Below are 21,116 nucleotides of genomic sequence, written 5' to 3'. Positions count from 1 at the left end.
GCAAGCCACTGCGGCATTCAGCCGAACAGGCGGGTCAGGTTCGGCAGAATCAGCAGCAGGGTCGTGGCGAACAATATGAGCCCGGCTTGGCGTAGTTTCGAACGTCTGAACATGGCGGACCGCCTTGTTGTTGTTATTCCTGGAAAGGGGTTGGCTTCCTTGTCTCGCAGCGGGTCGTTCACGGCAGCTCGCAGCATTGACCCGAGCTGTCTCATTCGAGCGACACATCATGCAACCTTAGGGTGAAGCGCCCGTCGGTTCGAGATCTCTTCGCTTTGACCCAGGACATTCTGATTCCATCCCGTTATCAGACGTATGGCACCCTTGGCGCCAGGCTCTGACTAGACGGGCGCATGCCGGAAACCGACAGAAGAGCCCGAGACCGCCATTCGTCAGGACATCCCTACTTGCTTGTACGTGTCTTTCGCGGCAGGCTCTACAGGTCAATCCATCTCATGTCGTTCAGGACTATTGCCATGTCGCTACGCATCTGCATCCTTGAAACCGATGTCCTGCGGCCGGAGTTGATCGCGCAGTACGAGGGCTACGGAAGGATGTTCGAGCAGCTCTTCGCTCGTCAGCCGATTGCCGCGCAGTTCCAGGTGCATAACGTGATGAATGGCGATTACCCCGCCGAGCATGAACGCTTCGACGCCTACCTGGTCACCGGGAGCAAGGCCGACTCGTTCGGTTCGGATCCGTGGATCCAGACGCTAAAGGCCTATCTGCTCAAGCTCTACCAACGTGGCGAGAAACTGCTGGGTGTCTGCTTCGGCCACCAACTGCTGGCCCTGGTGCTGGGTGGCAAGGCCGAGCGTGCGCCGCAGGGGTGGGGTGTGGGCGTGCATCGCTACCGCCTGACGGCGAAAACGCCGTGGATGGACCCAGCGGTTTCCGAGCTGACCCTGTTGATCAGCCACCAGGACCAAGTGACCCAGCTGCCGGCAGAGGCGCAGGTCATCGCATGGAGTGACTTCTGTCCGTTCGCCGCTTATCACATTGGTGATCAGGTGCTGTGCTTCCAGGGGCATCCCGAGTTCGTGCACGATTATTCGCGCGCCTTGCTTGAGGCCCGTCAGCAGTACCTGGACGACGAAGTCTATGCGCGCGCCATGGCCAGCCTCACCCAAGAGCACCATGGCGATGTGGTGGGGCTATGGATGTTGCGCTTCATCGGGCATGCCGGCGAGCACGGCGAGGCCACGCAAGACGCCCAGCCGGCATTGCAGGATCGCTGAAGATTCAAGGGTGCTGCCAGCGGTATGCACGCTGACCGGCTGCGCACGGCAAGGCACAGCGCCGGTGCCGACGGAGGGTTTCGATAGGGCCGAGGGTTGCCTCGAAGCACCGGACAGCCTCGACGAAGCACTTGATCCGGGATTGCTGGAATATCGAAGCCGGGCAGGGCGCAAGGGCCGCCCTGTCGGCTTCATGACGAACATCAGCCTCGCGAAGCGCTGACGACCGATTGCTGGCTGGCTTGGCCGGTGCGCTCGTACCAGCCGCCACCGAGCGCCTTGTACAGGTTCACTTCGCTGGTGAGCTGCGACAGACGATCGCTGATCAGGGCCTGCTGGGCGCTGAACAGGTTGCGCTGGGCGTCGAGAAAGGTCAGGTTGCTGTCGATGCCGATGCGGTAGCGCCGTTCGGCCAGGCGATAGTAGTCCTGGTTCGCGGCCACCAGGTCACGCTGGGCCTGCAGCTGTTCGGAGAAGGTCTTGCGTGCCGCCAGGCCATCGGACACTTCCTGGAAGGCCGTCTGGATGGCCTTCTCGTAACGGGCCACATTGATGTCCTTCTGAATCTTCGAGTAATCCAGGCTGGCCTTCAGGCTCCCCGCCGTGAAGATCGGCAGGTTGATCTGCGGCTGGAACAGCCAGGTACCCGAGCCACCCTTGAACAGGCCGTCCATGTCGGAACTGAGCGTTCCGGCATTGGCAGTCAGGCTGATGCTCGGGAAGAACGCCGCGCGTGCCGCGCCGATGTTGGCATTGGCGGCCCTGAGCAGATGCTCGGCCTCGAGGATGTCGGGGCGCCGTTGCAGCAGGTCGGACGGCAGGCCGGCCGGCACTTCGGCCAGCTGGTCGTCGCCCAGTTCCAGTGCCTGGGGCAGGTCGGCCGGCACGCCAGTGCCCAGCAGCACGGCCAGGCTGTTGAGGTCCTGGGCTACTAGGCGCTGGTATTGCGACAGCTTGACACGCGCGCCCTCGACCGCCGTGCGTGCCTGGCTGACATCGAGCGCCGAAGAGACCCCGACCTCGTTGCTGCGGCGAGTCAGCGCGTAGCTTTGCTCGTAGGTCTTGAGGGTATCCTCGGTCAGCTTGAGCAGTTCCTTGTCGGCCTGCCAGGTGTAATAGGCATTGGCTACGCTGGCGACCAGGCTGATCTGCGTGGAGCGCCGGGCCTGCTCGCTGGACAGGTAGGTTTCCAGGGCCTGTTCGGACAGGCTGCGCACCCGTCCGAACAGGTCCAGTTCGTAGGCGCTCACGCCCAGGGTGGCCGAATACTGGCTGGTGATGCCTGATTCACCCGTCTGCGACAGATCCGCCGGCACCCGCTGGCGGGTACCGCTGCCGGTAGCCGAGACCGCTGGCAGCAGGTCGGCCCGCTGGATGCGATATTGGGCGCGATAGGCGTCGATGTTCAGGGCCGCCACCCGCAGGTCGCGGTTGTTGAGCAGCGCGGTCTGGATCAGCTGTTGCAGCGCAGGATCCCGGAACACCTGGCGCCAGCCCTGTTCGGCGGCCGCCACGCTGGCCGATTCGGCCGGCGAGTAGGCCGGGCCCTGGGGCCACTGGGCAGGCACCGGCGCTTCCGGGGCCTGGTAGTCGGGAATCAGCGAGCAACCGCCAAGGATGAAGGCGGTTACCGCCAGGGACAGCAAGGACTTGGTCATTGCCCAGCCTCATAACGTGGAGTTTCAGGGGTGGCGTCGGTCTTCGGCTGCTTGCTGCCGAACAGCGACGACACTGCGACGAAGAACAGCGGCACCCAGAAGATGGCCAGTACGGTCGCACTGATCATGCCGCCGATCACGCCGGTGCCGATGGCATGCTGGCTACCCGAGCCTGCGCCGGTGGCGATGGTCAACGGTACCACGCCCAGGATGAAGGCCAGCGAGGTCATGATGATCGGCCGCAGACGCATGCGGCACGCTTCGATGGTCGCGTCATACAGGCTCTTGCCCTGTTCGTGCAGCTCCTTGGCGAACTCGACGATCAGGATCGCGTTCTTCGCCGCCAGGCCGATGGTGGTCAGCAGGCCGACCAGGAAGTACACATCGTTGGACAGGCCGCGCAGGCTGGTGGCGATCAGCGCACCGATGATGCCCAGCGGTACCACCAGCACCACGGCGATCGGGATCGACCAGCTCTCGTACAGCGCTGCCAGGCAGAGGAACACGAACAGCAGCGAGAGGGCGAACAGCGCCGGCATCTGCGAGCCGGAGAGTTTCTCCTCGTAGGACATGCCGGTCCAGGCGAAACCGATGCCGTCCGGCAGCTCGCCGGCGATACGCTCGACCTCGGCCATGGCTTCACCGGTACTGTAGCCGGGCGCCGGCGCACCGAGGATCTCCACCGCTTCCACGCCGTTGTAGCGCGACAGCTTGGGCGAACCGTAGGTCCATTCGCCACGGGCGAAGGCCGAGAACGGCACCATCTCGCCGGCGCCGTTGCGCACGTACCACTTGTGCAGGTCTTCAGGGCTCATCCGGGCGTTGGGCTGGCCCTGGATATAGACCTTCTTGACGCGGCCACGGTCGATGAAGTCGTTGACGTAGCTGCCGCCCAGGGCGATCGACAGGGTGCTGTTGATATCGGCGATGGTCACACCCAGGGCGCTGGCGCGCTCATCGTCGATGGTCAGCTCGTACTGCGGTTCGTCGTTCAGGCCATTGGGGCGCACGCCCGAGAGGATCTTGCTCTGCGAAGCCTTGGCCAGGAACTGGTTGCGCGCTTCCATGAGCTTCTCGTGGCCGACACCGCCGCGATCCTGGAGGAACACGTCGAAGCCGGTGGCGTTGCCCAACTCCAGCACCGCCGGTGGCGCGAAGGCGAACACCATGGCGTCGCGGAAGCTGAAGAAGTGCTGCTGGGCGCGGGCGGCCAGGCCGAACACGCTGTTCTCGGAGGAGCGTTCTTCCCACGGCTTGAGCATGATGAAGGCCATGCCCGAACTCTGGCCGCGACCGGCGAAGTTGAAGCCGGTGACCGTGAACACCGAGGATACCGTGTCGGCCTCGTCGCGCAGCAGGTATTCACGCATGTTGTCGACCACCGCCTGAGTGCGCTCGGCGCTGGAGCCGGCTGGCGTCTGTACCTGGGCGAACAGCACGCCCTGGTCCTCCTCGGGCAGGAACGCGGTCGGGATGCGGGTGAACAGCCAGATCATGCCGACCACGATCAGCGCATAGACCAGCAGGAACGGCGCCTTGTGGCGCAGGATGCCGCCGACGCTACGCTCGTAGCCTGTCACGCTGCGATCGAACTGACGGTTGAACCAGCCGAAGAAGCCGCCCTTGGCCTCGTGATGCTGGCCCTTCTTCAGCGGCTTGAGCAAGGTGGCGCACAGCGCCGGGGTGAAGATCAGCGCAACCAGCACCGACAGGCCCATGGCCGAGACGATGGTGATCGAGAACTGACGGTAGATCACACCGGTGGAGCCGCCGAAGAACGCCATGGGCAGCAGTACCGCCGAAAGCACCAGGGCGATACCCACCAACGCACCCTGGATCTGCCCCATGGAGCGCTTGGTCGCTTCCTTCGGCGGCAGCCCCTCCTCGGACATGACCCGCTCGACGTTCTCCACCACCACGATGGCATCGTCCACCAGCAGGCCGATGGCCAGGATCATGGCGAACATCGTCAGGGTATTGATGTTGAAACCGGCGGCGGCCAGGATGCCGAACGTACCGAGCAGCACCACCGGCACGGTCATGGTGGTGATGATGGTGGCACGGAAGTTCTGCAGGAACAGGTACATCACCAGGAACACCAGCACCACCGCCTCGATCAGGGTGTGGATCACGCCACTGATGGATTCGGTGACCACGGGCGTGGTGTCGTAGGGGAATACCGCCTTCACGCCTGGCGGGAAGAACGGCTCGAGGTCGGCGACGGTCTGGCGCAGCGCCTTGGCGGTATCCAGGGCGTTCGCGCCAGTGGCCAGCTTGATCGCCATGCCGGACGCCGGCTTGCCGTTGTATTGCGCGCTGACGGCATAGTTCTCGCCACCCAGGCCGACCTGGGCGACGTCCCTCAGGCGAACCTGGGAGCCGTCCTGGTTGACCTTGAGCAGGATATTCTCGAACTGGTCAGCGGTCTGCAGGCGCGTCTTGCCGATGATGGTCGCGTTGAGCTGAGTGCCAGGCACGGCCGGCAGGCCGCCGAGCTGGCCAGAGGAAACCTGCACGTTCTGCGCGGTCACCGCATTGCGCACGTCCACCGGCGTCAGCTGGAACTTGTTCAGCTTGGCCGGATCGAGCCAGATACGCATGGCGTACTGGGCGCCGAACACCTGGAAGTCACCGACCCCGGAGGTTCGCGAGATCGGGTCCTGCATGTTGGAGACGATGTAGTTCGCCAGGTCGTCCTTGGTCAGGCTGCCATCCTCGGAAACCAGGCCGATGACCAGCAGGAAGTTCTTCACCGCCTTGGTCACGCGGATACCCTGCTGTTGCACCTCTTGCGGCAGCAGCGGGGTGGCCAGGTTGAGCTTGTTCTGCACCTGGACCTGGGCGATGTCGGGGTCGGTGCCCTGCTCGAAGGTGGCGGTGATGGTCATGCTGCCGTCGGAGTTGCTCTCGGACTGCACATAACGCAGGTGGTCGATGCCGTTGAGCTGCTGCTCGATCACCTGTACCACGGTGTCCTGCACGGTCTGCGCCGAGGCGCCCGGGTAGTTCACCGAGATGGCGATGGCCGGCGGCGCGATGCTGGGGTACTGGCTGATCGGCAGCTTGAGGATCGACAAGGCGCCGACCAGCATGATCACCAGGGCGATCACCCAGGCGAAGATCGGGCGATCGATAAAGAACTTCGACATGTCTTACTCCCCTTTGCCGCCTGCGCTGGTCGCATTGGCCTGGGCTGGATCGGCCGGCTTCTTGACGTTGGTGGCTTCGCCGACCTGGACCTCGACGCCGGGGCGCACGTACTGCAAGCCCTCGGTGATCAGGCGGTCGCCGGGATTGAGGCCTTCCTCGATCAGCCAGTCGTTGCCAACGGTGCGGCTGGCCTTGAGTTGACGCTGCTCGACCTTGTTCTGCTGGTTGACCACCATGGCCGTCGGGTTGCCCTTGAGGTCGCGGGTCACACCCTGTTGCGGTGCCAGGATGGCTTTTTCGTTGACGCCGGCCTGCAGGCGGGCATGAACGAACATGCCGGGCAGCAGGACATGGTCAGGGTTGGGGAACAGGGCGCGAAGAGTCACCGAGCCTGTGGTCTCGTCGACCGAGACTTCGGAGAACTCCAGGCGGCCTTCCTGGGCATAGAGCGAGCCGTCCTCCAGCACCAGCTGGACCTTGGCGGCGTTTTCGCCGGCGCGCTGCAGCTGGCCGTTTTCCAGATCACGGCGCAGCTTGAGCAGCTCGGCGGTGGACTGGGTCACGTCGACGTAGATCGGATCGAGCTGCTGGATGGTGGCCAGGGCGTTGCTCTGGCCGCTGTTCACCAGCGCGCCCTCGGTCACCGCCGAGCGGCCGATGCGCCCGCTGATCGGGGCCAGCACCTTGGTGTAGCGCAGGTCGATCTGGGCACTCTTGAGGGCCGCCTCGGCCTGCAGCCGCTTGGCGTTGGCATCGTCGTATTCCTGCTTGCTCACGGCCTGCTCGTCGATCAGCTGCTTGTAGCGACCGGCCAGCGAACGGGTGGCCTGCACGTCGGCCTGGGCATTGGCCAGGTTGGCCTCATAGACGGAAGGGTCGATCTGGTAGAGCTGCTGGCCTGCCTTGACGTCGCTGCCTTCCTTGAACAACCGCTTGAGGATGATCCCGTTGACCTGAGGACGGACCTCCGCGACGCGGAAGGCGCTGGTGCGTCCGGGCAGTTCCGAAGTCAGGGTGAAAGGCTGCTGCTGCAGGGTGACGACGCCGACCTTGGGAGCTTGCGCGGGTGGCGCTGCTTCCTCGTTCTTCTGGCAGCCACTGAGCAAGGCGGCCAGGGCGACGGCGGAAACCAGAGCGGAGACGGCTGGCTTGAGTTGCATGGGGATCCTCGGGTCGCAAGAGCAGGGAGACGCTCAAAGATGGTGGAGATACCTTTTCAGGTCCAGCGCCGTGCGCGCGGCGGCTGAACATCGAAAAACGTTGTCGTGTGGATAAATAGCTTACTAACGAATATACTTACATTCATGGTTGTTTGTAAATACCGCCAGCGGCGAACTTGCCACTGCAGCGGCACTGGATAAATGCATGCCGACAACGCCCCGCAGAGGCGCTTCGGCCAGATCGTCCTGCGCCTGACCGGGGCCTGGACCCTGATGAGGTTGTACTGCCATGGTCCGTCGTACCAAAGAGGAAGCCCAGGAAACCCGTAGCCAGATCATCGAGGCCGCGGAAAAGGCCTTCTACAACCGTGGCGTGGCGCGAACCACGCTTGCCGACATCGCCGAGCTGGCGGGCGTGACCCGGGGCGCGATCTACTGGCACTTCAGTAACAAGGCCGAGCTGGTCGAGGCCCTGCTCGACAGCCTGCACGAAACCCTCGATCCGCTCGCCCGCGCCAGCGAGAGCGAGGACGAACTGGACCCGCTGGGCTGCACGCGAGAGCTGCTCATCCAGTTGATGCGGCAACTGGTGCGTGATCCGCGCACGCGCCGGATCAACGAGATCCTGCAATACAAGTGCGAATTCACCGACGACATGTGCGATATCCGCCTGCAGCGACAGAGTTCGATCATCGAGTGCCATGAAAACATCTCGCTCGCTATCGCCAATGCCGTACGCCGCCGCCAGTTGCCTGCGGACCTCGATGTCGACCGCGCGGCCATCGCGCTGTTCGCCTATATCGACGGGCTGGTGGGTCGCTGGCTGTTGCTGCCCGACAGCTTCGATCTGCTCGGTGACGCGGAAAAATGGGCCGATACCGGGCTGGACATGTTGCGCTTGAGCCCTGCGCTGCGCAAATGACACCTTGTGAAGGATTGTGAACAAGTGTTGCACGATTATTACGAGATGCGACTAGCGGTAGCCGCGCAAGGAACGGTCTGGTAGCGCCAAGGCTGCCACCAGACCTACCAGCGAAACCCCGGCGCTGAACACCAATAGATCACGGAAGATGACCAGCAGATGGGCCTGGACCTGCAAGTCGCTTCGCCCGGCCTGCAGACTGCCAAGCAGGAGGTTACCGTCGGTGGCCAGGCCCTCGGCGTGCAGCAATGCCAGCAGCAGGCTGGACATCAGCGCCACGCCTACCGCCCCACCCAGGGAGCGGAACAGGTTGGTGGTGCTGGTGGCGACCCCGATATGGCTGGCCTGCACGGCATTCTGCGTGCCGACCAGCGAGGTCGGGAATTGCAGGCCACAGGCGATACCGGTGCCGAGCATGAATACCGCGCCCAGCACGGCCGCCTGCGGTGGCGTCAAGGCCATGCCGAGCACGGTCAATGGCATCAGCGCAGCGCCAACGAGGATCTGCGGCTTGTAGCGTCCGGTCATCGACGTCAGTCGTCCACCGGTGAAAGCTCCGATGGGCAACCCCATCGCCAATGGCAGCAGATGCAGCGCGGCATTGTCGGCACCCGCGCCAGTCACCGCCTGGAAGCGCAAGGGCATCAGCACGCCCAGGGAAATCGACTGGAAGCTGGCGAAGAACAGGGTGCACCAGCACAGCACCGCCACCCGGTTGCCGAACAGATGCAGCGGCAACAGCGGCTCGGGGGTTCGTCCTTCGTGAACGACGAACGCCGCCAGCCCGACCAGCGCACAGGCTTCCAGCGCCAGCACCGGCGTAGATGACCAGGCATGGCCCTGACCGACCAGGGTGATGCCGAGCAGCAAGCTGCCCAGGCCCAGGACCAGCAGCAGTGCGCCCAGGTAATCGACCCGGCCTTGGCGGTGGGGCGCTTCGATCTGGGCGAGGGCGCGCCGCAGCATCCACCAGGCACCCAGGCCCAGCGGCAGGTTGATCCAGAATACCCAGCGCCACGACAGGTGCTCGGTCAGCCCGCCGCCCAGTACCGGGCCGGCCACGCTGGCCAGTGCGTACATGCTGCTGAAGTAGCCTTGGTAGCGTCCACGCTCGCGTGGCGGGACGAAGTCGCCGATGATCGCCTGGCTGACCGAGACCATGCCGCCCGCCCCGATGCCTTGCAGCACCCTGGCCATGATCAGTTGCGGCATGTCCTGGGCCACGGCACAGAACAGCGAGGCCAGGGTGAACAAGGCGGTCCCGGTGAGAATCATCCGCCGTCGCCCGTGCAGGTCGCCCAGCTTGCCGTAGATCGGCACGGCCACGGTCATGGCGACCATGTATCCGGAAACGACCCAGGCCAGCAGGCCGACATCGCCCAATTGCGTCGAGATGGCAGGCAACGACACGGCGACGATGGTCTGGTCCAATGCGCCGAGGAAGATCGCCGTCATCAGGGCAAGGAGTACTTTGCGCAGTGCGTCGGGTGCGAGGCCGGTAGTCACTCGGGATTCCTGACAATGAAAAAGTCGATGATGGAGCAGGGCCGAACGTGTCGCTGGCCTTGCGTGTCGCTGTTCATGAAGCCCGGTCATCCTACCTGGTTTGATAGCTAACTATGTAATAGCGGCATTCCCTATGCCGGATCGGCATGAAGGGTTTCATTCTGGTATGCCAACCAACATGGTAATGTGGCCATGCCTGAAAGGCCGAATTCCGGGGCCTGCACCACAATGGCGCAGGTTTTCGCCGGAGATGTTCAGACGCTGTAAATCCACACCTTCTATTCCCCTGCCAGCATGTCGAGCATGACCGCCTGATGGCGTCGGTTGGAACAGGTCAGGTAGGCCCTCCCAGGGTCGGTAGTCAGCCCGTTCAAATTCACTGTTAATGCGGAGTGACCATGCCCAAGGCTTCCCATCACGATTTGCGTATCGCCTTTCGCGAACTCCTTTGCTCGGATTCGTGCTATCACACCGCCTCGGTATTCGATCCAATGTCGGCCCGCATCGCCGCGGACCTGGGCTTCGAGGTCGGTATCCTCGGTGGCTCGGTCGCCTCGTTGCAGGTGCTGGCCGCGCCTGACTTCGCCCTGATCACCCTCAGCGAATTCGTCGAACAGGCGACCCGGATCGGTCGTGTGGCGCAGTTGCCGTTCCTGGCCGATGCCGATCATGGCTACGGCAATGCGCTGAATGTCATGCGCACGGTGATCGAGCTCGAGCGTGCCGGGGTGGCTGCCCTCACCCTCGAGGATACCTTGCTGCCGGCTCAGTTCGGACGCAAGTCCACCGACCTGATCTCGATCGAGGAAGGTGTCGGCAAGATTCGCGCGGCGCTGGAGGCTCGGGTCGATTCGGCCATGTCGATCATCGCCCGGACCAATGCCGGGGTCCTGTCGCTCGAAGAGGTGGTCGCTCGCACCCTGGACTATCAGCGTGCCGGGGCCGACGGGATCTGCATGGTCGGTGTGAAGGACTTCGATCATCTGGAAAAGATCGCCGAGCGCCTGAGCGTGCCACTGATGCTGGTGACCTATGGCAATCCCAGCCTCAACGACGACAAGCGTCTGGCCGACCTGGGCGTACGCATCGTGGTCGACGGCCATGCCGCCTACTTCGCCGCGATCAAGGCCACCTACGATTGCCTGCGCCAGCAGCGCGGTCGCCAGAGCCGCTCGGAAAACCTCAGTGCCACCGAGCTCTCGCACACCTACACCCAGCCCGAGGACTACATCCGCTGGGCCAAGCAATACATGAGCGTCGAGGAGTGACCGCTGCCGGTCGTCCGGCTAGGTGCCACGCAGTCGCGCCATGTCGCGAATCGGTGGCGCGCCATACAGGCGTCTGAGCAGCGCATCGAGCAACGATGGATCGGTGCGCTCGACGAACAGGTCTCTCCCGGAGGGTAGGCTGGGGACCGGCAGCGGCGCGCTTTCTGCCAGCCATTGCCCAAGCTGCGCCGGATCGATCTCCAGGCGCAAGCCGAAGCTCGGCTTCCGCGGGCTGGCATCGAGCCTGACGCCACTCAGCGGCAAGGTCACCGATACCACCATGTAGTGCAGCGAGTCGTAGGTGTAGCGTTCCTCGCCAAGCAACAGCGAGTTGCCTTCGACCATGATGTACAGCGCTGGCTGCGCCAGGCTGCCTGGGCTTCGAGGTGCAGCGCTCACAAGCCGACCCCGACCTGTGGCTGGTCAGTGGCAGCCGGCGCGACCAGCAGGCCATGAGCGGCTATTTCGCTTCGCCGACCCTGCAGATCTTCAGCGAGCTTCTGCAAATCCAGGTCGTCAGCAGTCTCGACCTGCATACCTTCGACCAGGGTTGAGGCATGGCTTAGAATGACGTTCTTTGCCCGGTCTGGATGAACACGATGGCACGTAGAACGTTTTCCCGCTTCGAGGCGGTTTCGGCAATGGTTCCGGTCGAAGGCGGTTACCATGCCGCGATCGCGGTGAAGCGTTTGCACGCACCGGGCGCGCCTCGCTTCCACAAGGTGCTGCCGGGCCAGGTATTCAGCAGCGCAAGTGCTGCCGACGAAGCGGCAAGCGTCGAGCTGCAACGGTTGCTGGGGATAGACGAGGAGGGTGGGTTGATTCTCGATGCCCAGGCGTCCTGAAAGACTTCAGGCGTGACGCCAGGCTGCAAGGCAGCCCCGGCGTCGGCCGTGCGACATCAGTCCGGAGTCTTCGGCCGGGCCATCTTGAACAAGGCGCCCAGCTCGAAGTAGTCGGCGGGGCCGCCGCCGCGCAGGATCGGTTCGGCCGCCGCGGTGTCGTAGATACCGTCTTTGAGCAGGTGTTGGGCAATGTGCACCGCCACCACCTCGCCCAGGACCAGCCAACTGGGCACCAGGGCCTGGTCGGCGCGCTTGAGCTGGATGATTTGGCTGACCTTGCATTCGAACGCCACGGGGCTTTCGCCTACCCTCGGCACGCTGACCAGGCGCGAAGCCACCGGGGTCAGGCCACTGATGGCGAACTCGTCCACCTCTGCCGGTACCGCCGTGCAGCTCTGGTTCATCGCCTCGGCCAACGGCCTGGTCGCCAGGTTCCAGACGAACTCTCCGGTCTGCTCGATGTTGTTCAGGCTGTCCTTGCGGCCGACGCTACAGAAGCCGATGATCGGCGGGACGTAGTTGAAGGCGTTGAAAAAACTGTAGGGCGCCAGGTTCAGGCAGCCGTCCCGGTCCTGGGAGGCGATCCAGCCAATCGGCCGAGGGCCGACGATGGCGTTGAACGGATCGTGGGGCAGGCCGTGGCCTTTGGCGGTTTCGTAGTAGTACATCTGCGCTGGGCCGCGGCCCTTCCTCTAGGTGAACGAGCCCGTAGTGTGCCAAGCGTTCGACGCCGTGCAAATGGCCAGTCGCCTGGCAGGCAGCGGAATGTCCCGCTGCCTGCCAGGCGCCGTTTCACTCGCTGGTGATGCGCGAATGGGTGCGGGTGTCCTTCATGGTGGCGTACACCAGCAGGGAACAGGCGATGCCGCCTGTCACATACCAGTAGAAGCCACTTTCCAGGCCCACGCTCTTGAACCACAGCGCCACGTACTCGGCCGTGCCGCCGAAGATCGATACCGTCAGCGCATAGGGCAGGCCGACGCCCAGGGCGCGGATCTCGGTCGGGAACAGTTCGGCTTTGACCACCGCGTTGATCGAGGTATAGCCGCTGACGATGATCAGCGCCGCCATGATCAGGAAGAATGCGCCCCACCAGGTCTGGATGGTGTGCAAGGTACTGAGGATCGGCACGGTGAACAGGGTCCCGAGCACGCCGAAGGCGATCAGGATCGGCCGTCGGCCGATGCGGTCGGACAACCCGCCGATCACCGGCTGCAGGCACATGAACAGGAACAGGGTAGCCGCCGAGATGGTGGTCGAGTCGCTGATGCTCATGCCAACCGTGTTGACCAGGTACTTCTGCATGTAGGTGGTATAGGTATAGAAGGCCAGGGTGCCGCCCATGGTCAGGCCGACCACGGTGAGCAGTTCCTTGGGGTGACGCAGCAGGGTGCGCATCAGGCTTTCTTCGGACTTCTTCTTCCTGGTGAAGGAGCTGGTTTCTTCCATGCCACGGCGCAGGTACAGCGCCACCACCGCGCACAAGGCGCCGATCACGAAGGGCACGCGCCAGCCCCAGGCGTACAGCTGTTCGGTGGTCAGGGTCTGCTGCAGGATGATCAGCACGGCCAGGGCGATCAACTGGCCGGAAATCAGCGTCACGTACTGGAAGCTGGAGAAGAAGCCGCGACGGTCCTTGCTCGCCATCTCGCTCAGGTAGGTGGCCGAAGTACCGTACTCGCCGCCGACCGACAGGCCCTGCATCAGGCGCGCCAGCACCAGCAGGATCGGAGCCGCCACGCCAATGGTCTCGTAGCCCGGCGTGAGCGCGATGACCAGCGAACCGGCACACATCAACAGCACCGAGGCCATCAGCGCGGCCTTGCGTCCCTTGCGGTCGGCGTACAGGCCCATCAGCCAGCCGCCGATCGGGCGCATCAAAAAGCCCACGGCGAAGATCGCGGCGGTGTTGAGCAACTGGGCCGTGGTATCGCCGGCCGGGAAGAAGGCCTTGGCGAAGTACAGGGAGAATGCAGCGTAGACGTACCAGTCGTACCATTCGACCATGTTGCCGATCGAACCGCTGAAGATCGATTTGAGCCGTGAGGCGGTAGTCTTTTCGGTGACGGGCGTGGCGCCCGCCGCCCCGGTGGGCAGGGAGGTGGTGTTGTCCATCAGCAATGACCTTTTCGTTGTTTTTCTAGGGCGCGCCAGGGAGGCGGCTGGGCGGGGTTATTGCAGGAGCTGTGCCAGCCGGCTGAACTGAACTCGGTGGGTTTCCCCTGGCGCCCTGAGCACTGGGTTGGCTGGGGGTCATGATCGCGGCGGTCGGGCTGACCAGTGTCCGAAGTTTCGCTGCAAATGAGCGGATCCTTGCTCAAATTCACCGGTTCATCGGCAAGAATCCGCCTACTGCCGGTCGAGAAACCGTTCCCTGACCAGCCCGTGGCGCTGCATCTTTTCGTTCAGCGTGCGTCGTGGCAGCCCCAGGCTTGCCATCACCTTGCGGATCTCGCCCTTGTGCTGGCGCAAGGCAGCCTGCAGGCATTGCGCCTCGAACGCTTCCATCTGCTCGGCCAGCGAGCGCGTGCCGGACTCGGTTTGCCAGTGGGGCGGGTCCAAGCCCAGCGCCTGCCGCTGCGCCGCGTTGGCCAGTTCGCGCACATTGCCAGGCCAGTCATGGGCCAGCAGGCGGGCCAGCTGTTCGCCGCTCGGTGCGGGCGCCTGCCGGCCCAGGCGCTGGGCCGCTTCCTGGAGAAAATGCTCGAACAGCAAGGGGATGTCTTCGCGCCGCTCGCGCAGTGGTGCCAGGCGCAGCTCCGCGACGTTCAGCCGGTAGGCGAGGTCTTCGCGAAAGCGGCCGGCGCGGGCTTCTTCGAGCAAGTCCGGCTTGGTCGCCGCGATGATCCGCAAGTCCACGCCAATGCTGCGGTTGGCGCCGAGCCTTTCCAGCTTCTGCTCCTGGATCACCCGCAGCAGCTTGGCCTGCTGGGCCAGTGGCATGCTTTCGATCTCATCGAGGAATACCGTTCCGCCATCGGCGTACTCGAGCTTGCCGATGCGCTTGCCCTGGGCACCGGTGAATGCGCCGCTTTCGTGGCCGAACAGTTCGGCCTCGAACAGCGTTTCGGGGATCGCCGCGCAGTTCAGCGCGACGAACGGCTTGCCAGCCCGCGGGCCGAAGTCGTGCAGACAGCGCGCGACCAGTTCCTTGCCGCTGCCGGTATCGCCACGCACCAGTACGTTGACCGGCAGGCCGGCAAGGTCGAGCACCTGGCGGCGCAGTTGCTGCATGCCGCGCGACATGCCGAGCAAGGTGCCCTCCAGGCGTGCCTTGAGGTCGGCCTGCAGATGCAGCTGGCGGTTCTCCAGCACCAGGCGGCGCTTGTCCAGGGCGCGCCGCAGGCTGCCTAGCAGGCTTTGCGGGCTGAAGGGTTTTTCCAGAAAGTCGTACGCACCGCTGCGCATGGCTTCCACCGCCATCGGCACATCGCCGTGTCCGGTCAGCAGGATCACTGGCAAGTCCGGATCGCTGGCGTGCAGGCGCTCGAGCAGCTGCAGGCCGTCCATGCCAGGCATGCGCACATCGCTGATGACCACCCCCGGGTAATGCTCTGGCAGGGCCGAGAGGCAGTCCTCGGCGCGGGCGAACAACCGTACCTGGAAGCCGGAAAGGCTCAGCCACTGCTCGACCGCTGTGCGGATGCTGGCTTCATCATCGACGACGATCACCGAGTTCAACATGCAGGCTCCAGGTCACGCGGCAGAATCACGCTCAAGCAGGCGCCACCGGGCAGGTTCGCTGCCTCCAGCCGGCCGCCGGCTTCGGCGACGATGCCATAGGATATGGCCAGGCCCAGACCTAGCCCGGCACCGACCGGCTTGGTGGTGAAGAAAGGATCGAACACTTTGGCCAGGTCCGCTTCAGGGATGCCACCTCCGGTGTCCAGCACGCTCAGATGCCAGTCGCCATGTTGGGCTTCGATACGGATCTCCAGACGTCTGTAGCGCTTGTCAGCCATCGCATCGAGGCTATTGTGCAACAGGTTGACCATGACCTGCTCCAGCCGGATCGCGTCGCCGCGTACCCAGGCCGGTCGCGCCAGGTACAGTGCCAGCTCGACCCCTTCGGCGCGAATGCGCCCGTCGAGCAGGTGCAAGGCCTGCTCCACCACGCCGGCCAGGTCCAATCGCTCGCGCAGGCCGCCAGGGCTGTTGCGGGCGAAGGTCTTCAAATGACCGGTCAGCGCCGCCATGCGCGCAAGCATCTGCTCCAGCGGGTCCAGGGCCTGGCGGGCCTGTTCGTGGCGGCCTTGATCGAGCAGCAGGCGCACGGTTTCCAGCTGCATGCGCTGGGTGGTCAGGGGCTGGTTGAGTTCATGGGCGAGCGCCGCCGACATCTGCCCCAGCGCCGCCAGCTTGGCCGACTGCACCAGGCCTTCCTGGGCGGTGCGCAGTTGCTGGGTCCGCTCCTGGACCTGGCGCTCCAGCGACTCGCGATTGCGTTGGCGCAGGCGCGCCAGGCGCAGCCGCTGGCTGACGAACAGCCCGGCGAATACCAGCGTCAGCCAGGCTGCCGCGCCAGCCAGGGCGGCACTGCGGCCATCGTCGCCGGCCTGCGGCTCGCGCAGCAGGTGCAACGTCCAGCCTTCGTCGGCCAGCGGCAGGCTCTGCCACAAGTAGGTGGCCGGCCCGCCAGGGCCTTCCACCCGGCTCAGGCGGGCATTGTCCGGCAAGCGCGTGAGCAACCGGTGTCGCAGCGGCACCAGGGGTTGCCTGTCGTACTGGCGGGTAGCGGCCAGTTCGGCGCGGTCGGCAGCCGACAACGGTCGCAGCTCGCGATAGCGCCAGCCTTCCTGGTTGGCGATGAAGAGGATGCCGCGGGCATCACTGACCAACAGGATATCGCGGCCTTGGCGCCATTCGCGCTCCAGTTCGGGGAACTCGAGCTTGACCACCATGGCGCCGAGGAACACGCCATGCTCGTCGACCACCGCGCTGGAGAGAAAGTAGCCTGGCACGCCGCTGGTCACGCCCACGGCATAGAAGCGCCCGCTGCCGTGGCTGCGGGTCTGCTTGAAATACGGGCGGAACCCGTAGTTGGAACCGACGTAGCTGGTGGGCAGGCGCCAGTTGCTGGCGGCCACGGCCAGGCCGTCGCGATCGAGCAGTTCCAGGGTCGATGATTGCGCCGCGCCGTTGATGCGCTCGAGCTTGCGGTTGAGCGCCTCTTGCGCCTGGCCTTGCACCGGTCCGCGCAGCGCCGCGATGAGCTCGGGGTCCAGGGCCAGCACTGCCGGCAGGGCCCGATAGCGTTCGATCAGGGTATGCAGGCCATTGGCGTACAGCTTGAGTTGCTCGCCGGCGCGCCGTGCATCGGCTTCCAGCGCCTGCCGCTCGGCCTGGCGCATTGCCCAGCCGGCGCAGAGCGCAGTGCCGAGCAGTATCAGCAAGGTGGTCAGGGCCAGGCGCAGACTGCGGGCGGAAAAGGGCATCGGGACGAACCTGACAGGGTAGAGACAGTGACGGGGCACCAGGTCACGCGCTGACGCTCGTCCCGGCCAGGCACTTCATGCCCTTGCGTCCGGTCGAGCGCGTCATCGTGTCTAGAGCAGTTCGAAGGCGGCCTGACGCACCTGCTGCGAATCCAGGCCGACCTGCAGGTTGAAGCGTCCTGGCTCGGCCACCTGCTGCAACTGGCCGTTGTAGAACTTCAGGTCGTTCTCGTCGATCCTGAACGTCAGCTCCCGCGACTCGCCCGCCTTGAGCAGCACCTTCTGGAACTGCTTGAGCTCCTTCACCGGGCGGCTCAGGGACGCCGTGACGTCCTGCAGGTACAGCTGCACCACGGTTTCGCCGTCGCGCTGGCTGGCGTTGCGTACCGTGATCTTGGCCTCGAGCGCCTGGCCTTGGCTGATCTGGCTGGAAGACACGGCCAGCTCGGAAAGCTCGAAGTGGCTGTAGCTCAAGCCGTAGCCGAACGGGTAGAGCGGGCCGTTGGGTTCGTCGAAGTACTGCGAGGTGTAGTTGCCTGGCTTGCCTGGCGTGAAGGGCCGACCGATGCTCGTGTGGTTGTAGTACACCGGGATCTGCCCGACCGAACGCGGGAAGGTGATCGCCAGCTTGCCCGAGGGGTTGTAGTCACCCAGCAGCACATCGGCGATCGCATTGCCGCCCTCGGTGCCACTGAACCAGGTCTCGAGGACCGCATCGGCCTGCTCGCGCTCCCAGGCCAGCGACAAGGGCCGACCGTTCATCAGCACCAGTACCAGCGGCTTGCCGGTGGCCTTGAGCGCCTTGATCAGTTCGCGCTGGGTCGCCGGGATCTCCAGGCTGGTACGACTCGAGGATTCATGGGACATGCCGCGCGACTCGCCGACCACGGCCACGACTACATCGGCCTGCCGGGCGGCCTTGACCGCTTCGTCGATCAGCACCGCAGGCGGTCGCGGATCGTCGATGACTTCCGGGGCATCGGCATTGAAGAAGTTCAAGTAGTCGATGATCGCCTTGTCGCCCGTCACGTTCGAGCCCCGGGCGTAGAGCAGCTTGCCCTTGCCTTGCAGGGCGCGCTCCAGGCCCTGGCGCACGGTCACCGAGTGTCGCGCTCGCCCTGCGGCGGCCCAACTGCCCATCATGTCGATCGGTGCATCGGCCAACGGGCCGACCAAGGCGATGGCACGATCCCTCCCCAGCGGCAGGGTCTGGGCGCGATTCTCCAGCAGCACCAGGCTGCGGCGGGCCACGTCCCGGGCCACGTCCCGGTGCAGGCGCTGCTCGGCGTAGACGTCCTGGGGATCGTCCTTGGCCTGGCCGATGCGCACGTAGGGATCCTTGAACAAGCCCATCTCGTACTTGGCGCCCAACACCTCGCGCACCGCCTGGTCCAGCTCGGCCTGGCTGACCTGGCCCGAGGCGAGCAGCCCCGGCAGTTCCTGGCCATACAGCGAGTCGTTCATGCTCATGTCGATGCCGGCCTTGAGCGCCAGCCTGGCCGCGTCGCGTCCATCGCGGGCCACGCCATGGCGGATGAGCTCCTCGATGGCGCCATGGTCGCTGATGGTCACGCCCTTGAAGCCCCACTGCTGGCGCAGCAGGTCGTGCATCAGCCAGGTGTTCGAGGTGGCCGGCACGCCATTGATGGAGTTGAGCGCCACCATCACCCCGCCAGCCCCGGCGTCGATGCCGGCGCGGTAGGGCGGAAGGTAGTCGTTGTACATCTTCGGCAGGCTCATGTCGACCGTGTTGTAGTCGCGCCCCCCTTCCACCGCGCCGTACAGGGCGAAGTGCTTGACGACTGCCAGGACGCTGTCGGCCTTGGCCGGGCTGCTGCCCTGGAACGCTTCGACCATGACCTGGGAAATCCGCGAGGTCAGGTAGGTGTCCTCGCCGAACCCTTCGCTGGTACGGCCCCAGCGCGGATCGCGGGCGATGTCGACCATTGGCGCGAAGGTCATGTCGATGCCGTCGCTGGCCGCCTCGATGGCGGAGGTGCGCCCGACCTTGGCGATGGCGTCCAGGTCCCAGGTCGACGCCAGGCCCAGGCTGATCGGGAACAGGGTACGGTGACCGTGGACCACGTCATAGGCGAAGAACATCGGGATCTTCAGGCGGCTGCGCAGTGCTGCGTCCTGCATGGGACGGTTCTCGTCGCGGGTGATCGAATTGAAGGTGCCGCCGATACGTCCCGCCGCGATTTCCTCGCGAATCCGTTCACGTGGCATCTGCGGGCCGATGCTGATCAGGCGCAGCTGGCCGATCTTCTCCTCGACGGTCATCTGCCCGATCAGGTGCTCGATGAATGCATCCTTGTCCTGTAGCGGCGGGGTCGCGGCGACGGCCGACTGACTGGCCAGGCCGACGAGCAGGCCCAGCAAACACAGCTTGTTCATGAATTATTTTCTCTGAGGCGCGGTCCGTATCGGAAGGGGCGCGAGCCTTCGCAAGCGAAGCGGCTATTGTTGTAGAGTTTCGCAGGGGGTCTTTTTAGCCGATAGTACCCGGCCGATCCAGCGTCGGGCACCGATTATGCCCCATCTACCATCAATCGAGAGTGATTCAGGAGCGTGCAGGACATGCAGGGGATTCGAGCGAGGGCCGCGCAGGTGTGGTTGTTGTTGTTGCTGGGCAGCTTTCTGTCAGGTTGCGGCATCAACAACATCCCGCAGTACGATGAACAGGTCAAGGCAGCCTGGGGCCAGGTGCAGAACCAGTACCAGCGACGCGCCGACCTGATTCCGAACCTGGTGGAAACCGTCAAGGGCTATGCTCGCCAGGAGCAGGAAACCCTGACCGCGGTGATCGAGGCGCGGGCCAAGGCCACTTCGATCCAGGTGGACGCCAGCACGCTGGATGACGCACGGAAGCTGCAGCAGTTCCAGCAGGCCCAGAACCAGCTCACCGGCGCCCTGAACCGGCTGATGGTGGTGTCCGAACGCTATCCGGACCTCAAGTCCAACCAGAACTTCCTGGCCCTGCAATCGCAGCTCGAAGGCACCGAGAACCGTATCGCCGTGGCGCGTCGCGACTTCATCGCCGCCGTCCAGCAGTACAACACCGAGATCCGTACCTTCCCCGGGCGGCTCTGGCATAGCGTGATGTACAGCGACCTGAAGGTCCGCGAGAGCTTCGAGGCTACCAGCGAGAACGCCGACCGGGCGCCTGAAGTGAAATTCTGATGCGCCGGTTGATCGCCATCGTCTGGCTGGCCGTGCTGGCCAGCACAGGCCTGCACGCCGCCCCGGAATTTCCGGCACTGACCGGGCGCGTGGTGGACAACGCCCACCTGCTCGACGATGCGCGCAGGCAGCAGCTCGAAGGCCTGCTGGCCGCACACGAGAAGGCCACTGGCGACCAGGTGGTCGTGGTTACCTTGCCTGACCTGCAGGGCCAGAGCATCGAGCAGTTCGGCTACCAGCTCGGGCGTCATTGGGGGATCGGCCAGAAAGACAAGGACAATGGCGCCCTGCTGCTCGTCGCGCCCCAGGAGCGGCGCCTGCGCATCGAAGTGGGCTATGGCCTGGAGGATCGTCTGACCGACGCCCAGTCCTCGGTGATCATCAACAGCGTGATCACCCCGGCGTTTCGCCGGGGAGCGTTCGCCGACGGCATCGTGGCCGGAGTCAGCGCGATGCTGCAGGTACTCGGGGGCGAACCCCTGGACCAGTCCCAGGCATTGGCCGGTCAGCAAGACGATCGCCATCCGTTACCGGCGGCCTTTGGCTTTCTGGTGCTGCTGGTCATCGTCGTGTTCGTCCTGCAGGGCCTGGGCTTCAGCGGCCGGCGCCGGGGCGGTGGCGGTGGCGGTTTCGGGGGCGGCTTCGGTGGCTTCGGCGGCTCGGGTGGTTTCGGCGGTGGCGGTGGTGGTGGCTTCGGCGGCGGTGGCGGCAGCTTCGGTGGCGGAGGCTCTTCAGGTGGCTGGTAAGGACT

15 protein-coding genes and 2 pseudogenes are annotated in these 21,116 nt (G+C 64.7%); 7 read left to right on the top strand and 10 right to left on the bottom strand.

Translation table 11 applies throughout. The features are described 5' to 3' along the window. The first annotated feature begins 476 nt into the window (after positions 1 to 476). A complete protein-coding gene (locus tag ACY8GK_RS10115; RefSeq protein WP_462402939.1) occupies positions 477 to 1,238 on the top strand; it encodes an amidotransferase in 762 nt (253 codons plus the stop codon). A 203-nt stretch (positions 1,239 to 1,441) separates the two neighbouring features. Here ACY8GK_RS10115 and ACY8GK_RS10110 read toward each other — a convergent pair whose 3' ends face one another. The 3 genes from ACY8GK_RS10110 to ACY8GK_RS10100 are packed head-to-tail and all read right to left on the bottom strand — an operon-like array spanning position 1,442 to position 7,206. Then, positions 1,442 to 2,896, bottom strand: a complete 1,455-nt coding sequence (locus tag ACY8GK_RS10110; protein ID WP_196177408.1) for an AdeC/AdeK/OprM family multidrug efflux complex outer membrane factor — start codon at positions 2,894 to 2,896, stop codon at positions 1,442 to 1,444. Beyond that, a complete protein-coding gene (gene ttgB, locus ACY8GK_RS10105; RefSeq protein WP_462402938.1) occupies positions 2,893 to 6,045 on the bottom strand; it encodes a multidrug efflux RND transporter permease subunit TtgB in 3,153 nt (1,050 codons plus the stop codon). The genes ACY8GK_RS10110 and ttgB overlap by 4 nt, the downstream gene beginning before the upstream one ends. 3 nt (positions 6,046 to 6,048) lie before the next feature. After that, positions 6,049 to 7,206 (bottom strand): efflux RND transporter periplasmic adaptor subunit, encoded by a 1,158-nt coding sequence (locus ACY8GK_RS10100; RefSeq protein ID WP_462402937.1) that lies wholly within the window; start codon positions 7,204 to 7,206, stop codon positions 6,049 to 6,051. A 289-nt stretch (positions 7,207 to 7,495) separates the two neighbouring features. Here ACY8GK_RS10100 and ACY8GK_RS10095 point away from each other — a divergent pair, with 289 nt between their 5' ends. Beyond that, a complete protein-coding gene (locus tag ACY8GK_RS10095; RefSeq protein ID WP_196177402.1) occupies positions 7,496 to 8,128 on the top strand; it encodes a TetR family transcriptional regulator in 633 nt (210 codons plus the stop codon). A gap of 51 nt (positions 8,129 to 8,179) precedes the next feature. On the opposite strand, the gene ACY8GK_RS10090 is transcribed toward ACY8GK_RS10095, so the two are convergent. Further along, positions 8,180 to 9,634: an MDR family MFS transporter gene (locus ACY8GK_RS10090; protein WP_462402936.1), complete on the bottom strand. Its 1,455-nt coding sequence runs from the start codon at positions 9,632 to 9,634 to the stop codon at positions 8,180 to 8,182. Between the two features lie 398 nt (positions 9,635 to 10,032). Between ACY8GK_RS10090 and ACY8GK_RS10085 the strand changes: the two genes are divergently transcribed. Further along, positions 10,033 to 10,902, top strand: a complete 870-nt coding sequence (locus ACY8GK_RS10085; protein WP_196177397.1) for an isocitrate lyase/PEP mutase family protein — start codon at positions 10,033 to 10,035, stop codon at positions 10,900 to 10,902. A gap of 30 nt (positions 10,903 to 10,932) precedes the next feature. Here ACY8GK_RS10085 and ACY8GK_RS10080 read toward each other — a convergent pair. After that, positions 10,933 to 11,286, bottom strand: a pseudogene (locus ACY8GK_RS10080) (AraC family transcriptional regulator); the annotation flags it as partial. Here ACY8GK_RS10080 and ACY8GK_RS10075 point away from each other — a divergent pair. Both ACY8GK_RS10075 and ACY8GK_RS10070 read left to right on the top strand, forming a co-directional pair. Next, positions 11,256 to 11,456 (top strand): annotated as a pseudogene (locus ACY8GK_RS10075) (putative quinol monooxygenase); the annotation flags it as partial. The pseudogenes ACY8GK_RS10080 and ACY8GK_RS10075 sit on opposite strands and share 31 nt — an antisense overlap. A 36-nt stretch (positions 11,457 to 11,492) precedes the next feature. Beyond that, complete coding sequence (locus ACY8GK_RS10070) at positions 11,493 to 11,747, top strand: hypothetical protein (RefSeq protein WP_196177396.1); 255 nt, start codon at positions 11,493 to 11,495, stop codon at positions 11,745 to 11,747. Positions 11,748 to 11,803: 56 nt separating this feature from the next. Here ACY8GK_RS10070 and ACY8GK_RS10065 read toward each other — a convergent pair whose 3' ends face one another. The 5 genes from ACY8GK_RS10065 to bglX all read right to left on the bottom strand — a co-directional run bounded on the left by ACY8GK_RS10065 (position 11,804) and on the right by bglX (position 19,579). Continuing rightward, on the bottom strand, positions 11,804 to 12,415 hold the full coding sequence (locus ACY8GK_RS10065) for a flavin reductase family protein (RefSeq protein WP_196177394.1): 612 nt from the start codon (positions 12,413 to 12,415) through the stop codon (positions 11,804 to 11,806). 124 nt (positions 12,416 to 12,539) lie between these two features. Beyond that, complete coding sequence (locus ACY8GK_RS10060) at positions 12,540 to 13,862, bottom strand: MFS transporter (RefSeq protein WP_462402935.1); 1,323 nt, start codon at positions 13,860 to 13,862, stop codon at positions 12,540 to 12,542. 234 nt (positions 13,863 to 14,096) lie between these two features. Further along, a complete protein-coding gene (locus ACY8GK_RS10055; RefSeq protein ID WP_196177390.1) occupies positions 14,097 to 15,431 on the bottom strand; it encodes a sigma-54-dependent transcriptional regulator in 1,335 nt (444 codons plus the stop codon). Beyond that, entirely contained in the window at positions 15,425 to 17,182 is a 1,758-nt protein-coding gene (locus ACY8GK_RS10050) for an ATP-binding protein (protein ID WP_462402934.1), read from the bottom strand. Before ACY8GK_RS10050 ends, ACY8GK_RS10055 begins: the two co-directional genes overlap by 7 nt. A 111-nt stretch (positions 17,183 to 17,293) precedes the next feature. Next, on the bottom strand, positions 17,294 to 19,579 hold the full coding sequence (gene bglX / locus ACY8GK_RS10045; RefSeq protein WP_462402933.1) for a beta-glucosidase BglX: 2,286 nt from the start codon (positions 19,577 to 19,579) through the stop codon (positions 17,294 to 17,296). A 183-nt stretch (positions 19,580 to 19,762) separates the two neighbouring features. Between bglX and ACY8GK_RS10040 the strand changes: the two genes are divergently transcribed. Together ACY8GK_RS10040 and ACY8GK_RS10035 are read left to right on the top strand one after the other, a co-directional pair. Further along, positions 19,763 to 20,365: a LemA family protein gene (locus ACY8GK_RS10040; RefSeq protein WP_196177384.1), complete on the top strand. Its 603-nt coding sequence runs from the start codon at positions 19,763 to 19,765 to the stop codon at positions 20,363 to 20,365. Then, on the top strand, positions 20,365 to 21,111 hold the full coding sequence (locus ACY8GK_RS10035) for a TPM domain-containing protein (protein WP_196177382.1): 747 nt from the start codon (positions 20,365 to 20,367) through the stop codon (positions 21,109 to 21,111). The genes ACY8GK_RS10040 and ACY8GK_RS10035 overlap by 1 nt, the downstream gene beginning before the upstream one ends. Positions 21,112 to 21,116 lie beyond the last annotated feature (5 nt).

It is taken from the genome of Pseudomonas sp. Marseille-QA0332 (assembly GCF_054950175.1).
This window is presented reverse-complemented; position numbering and strand designations above follow the sequence as displayed.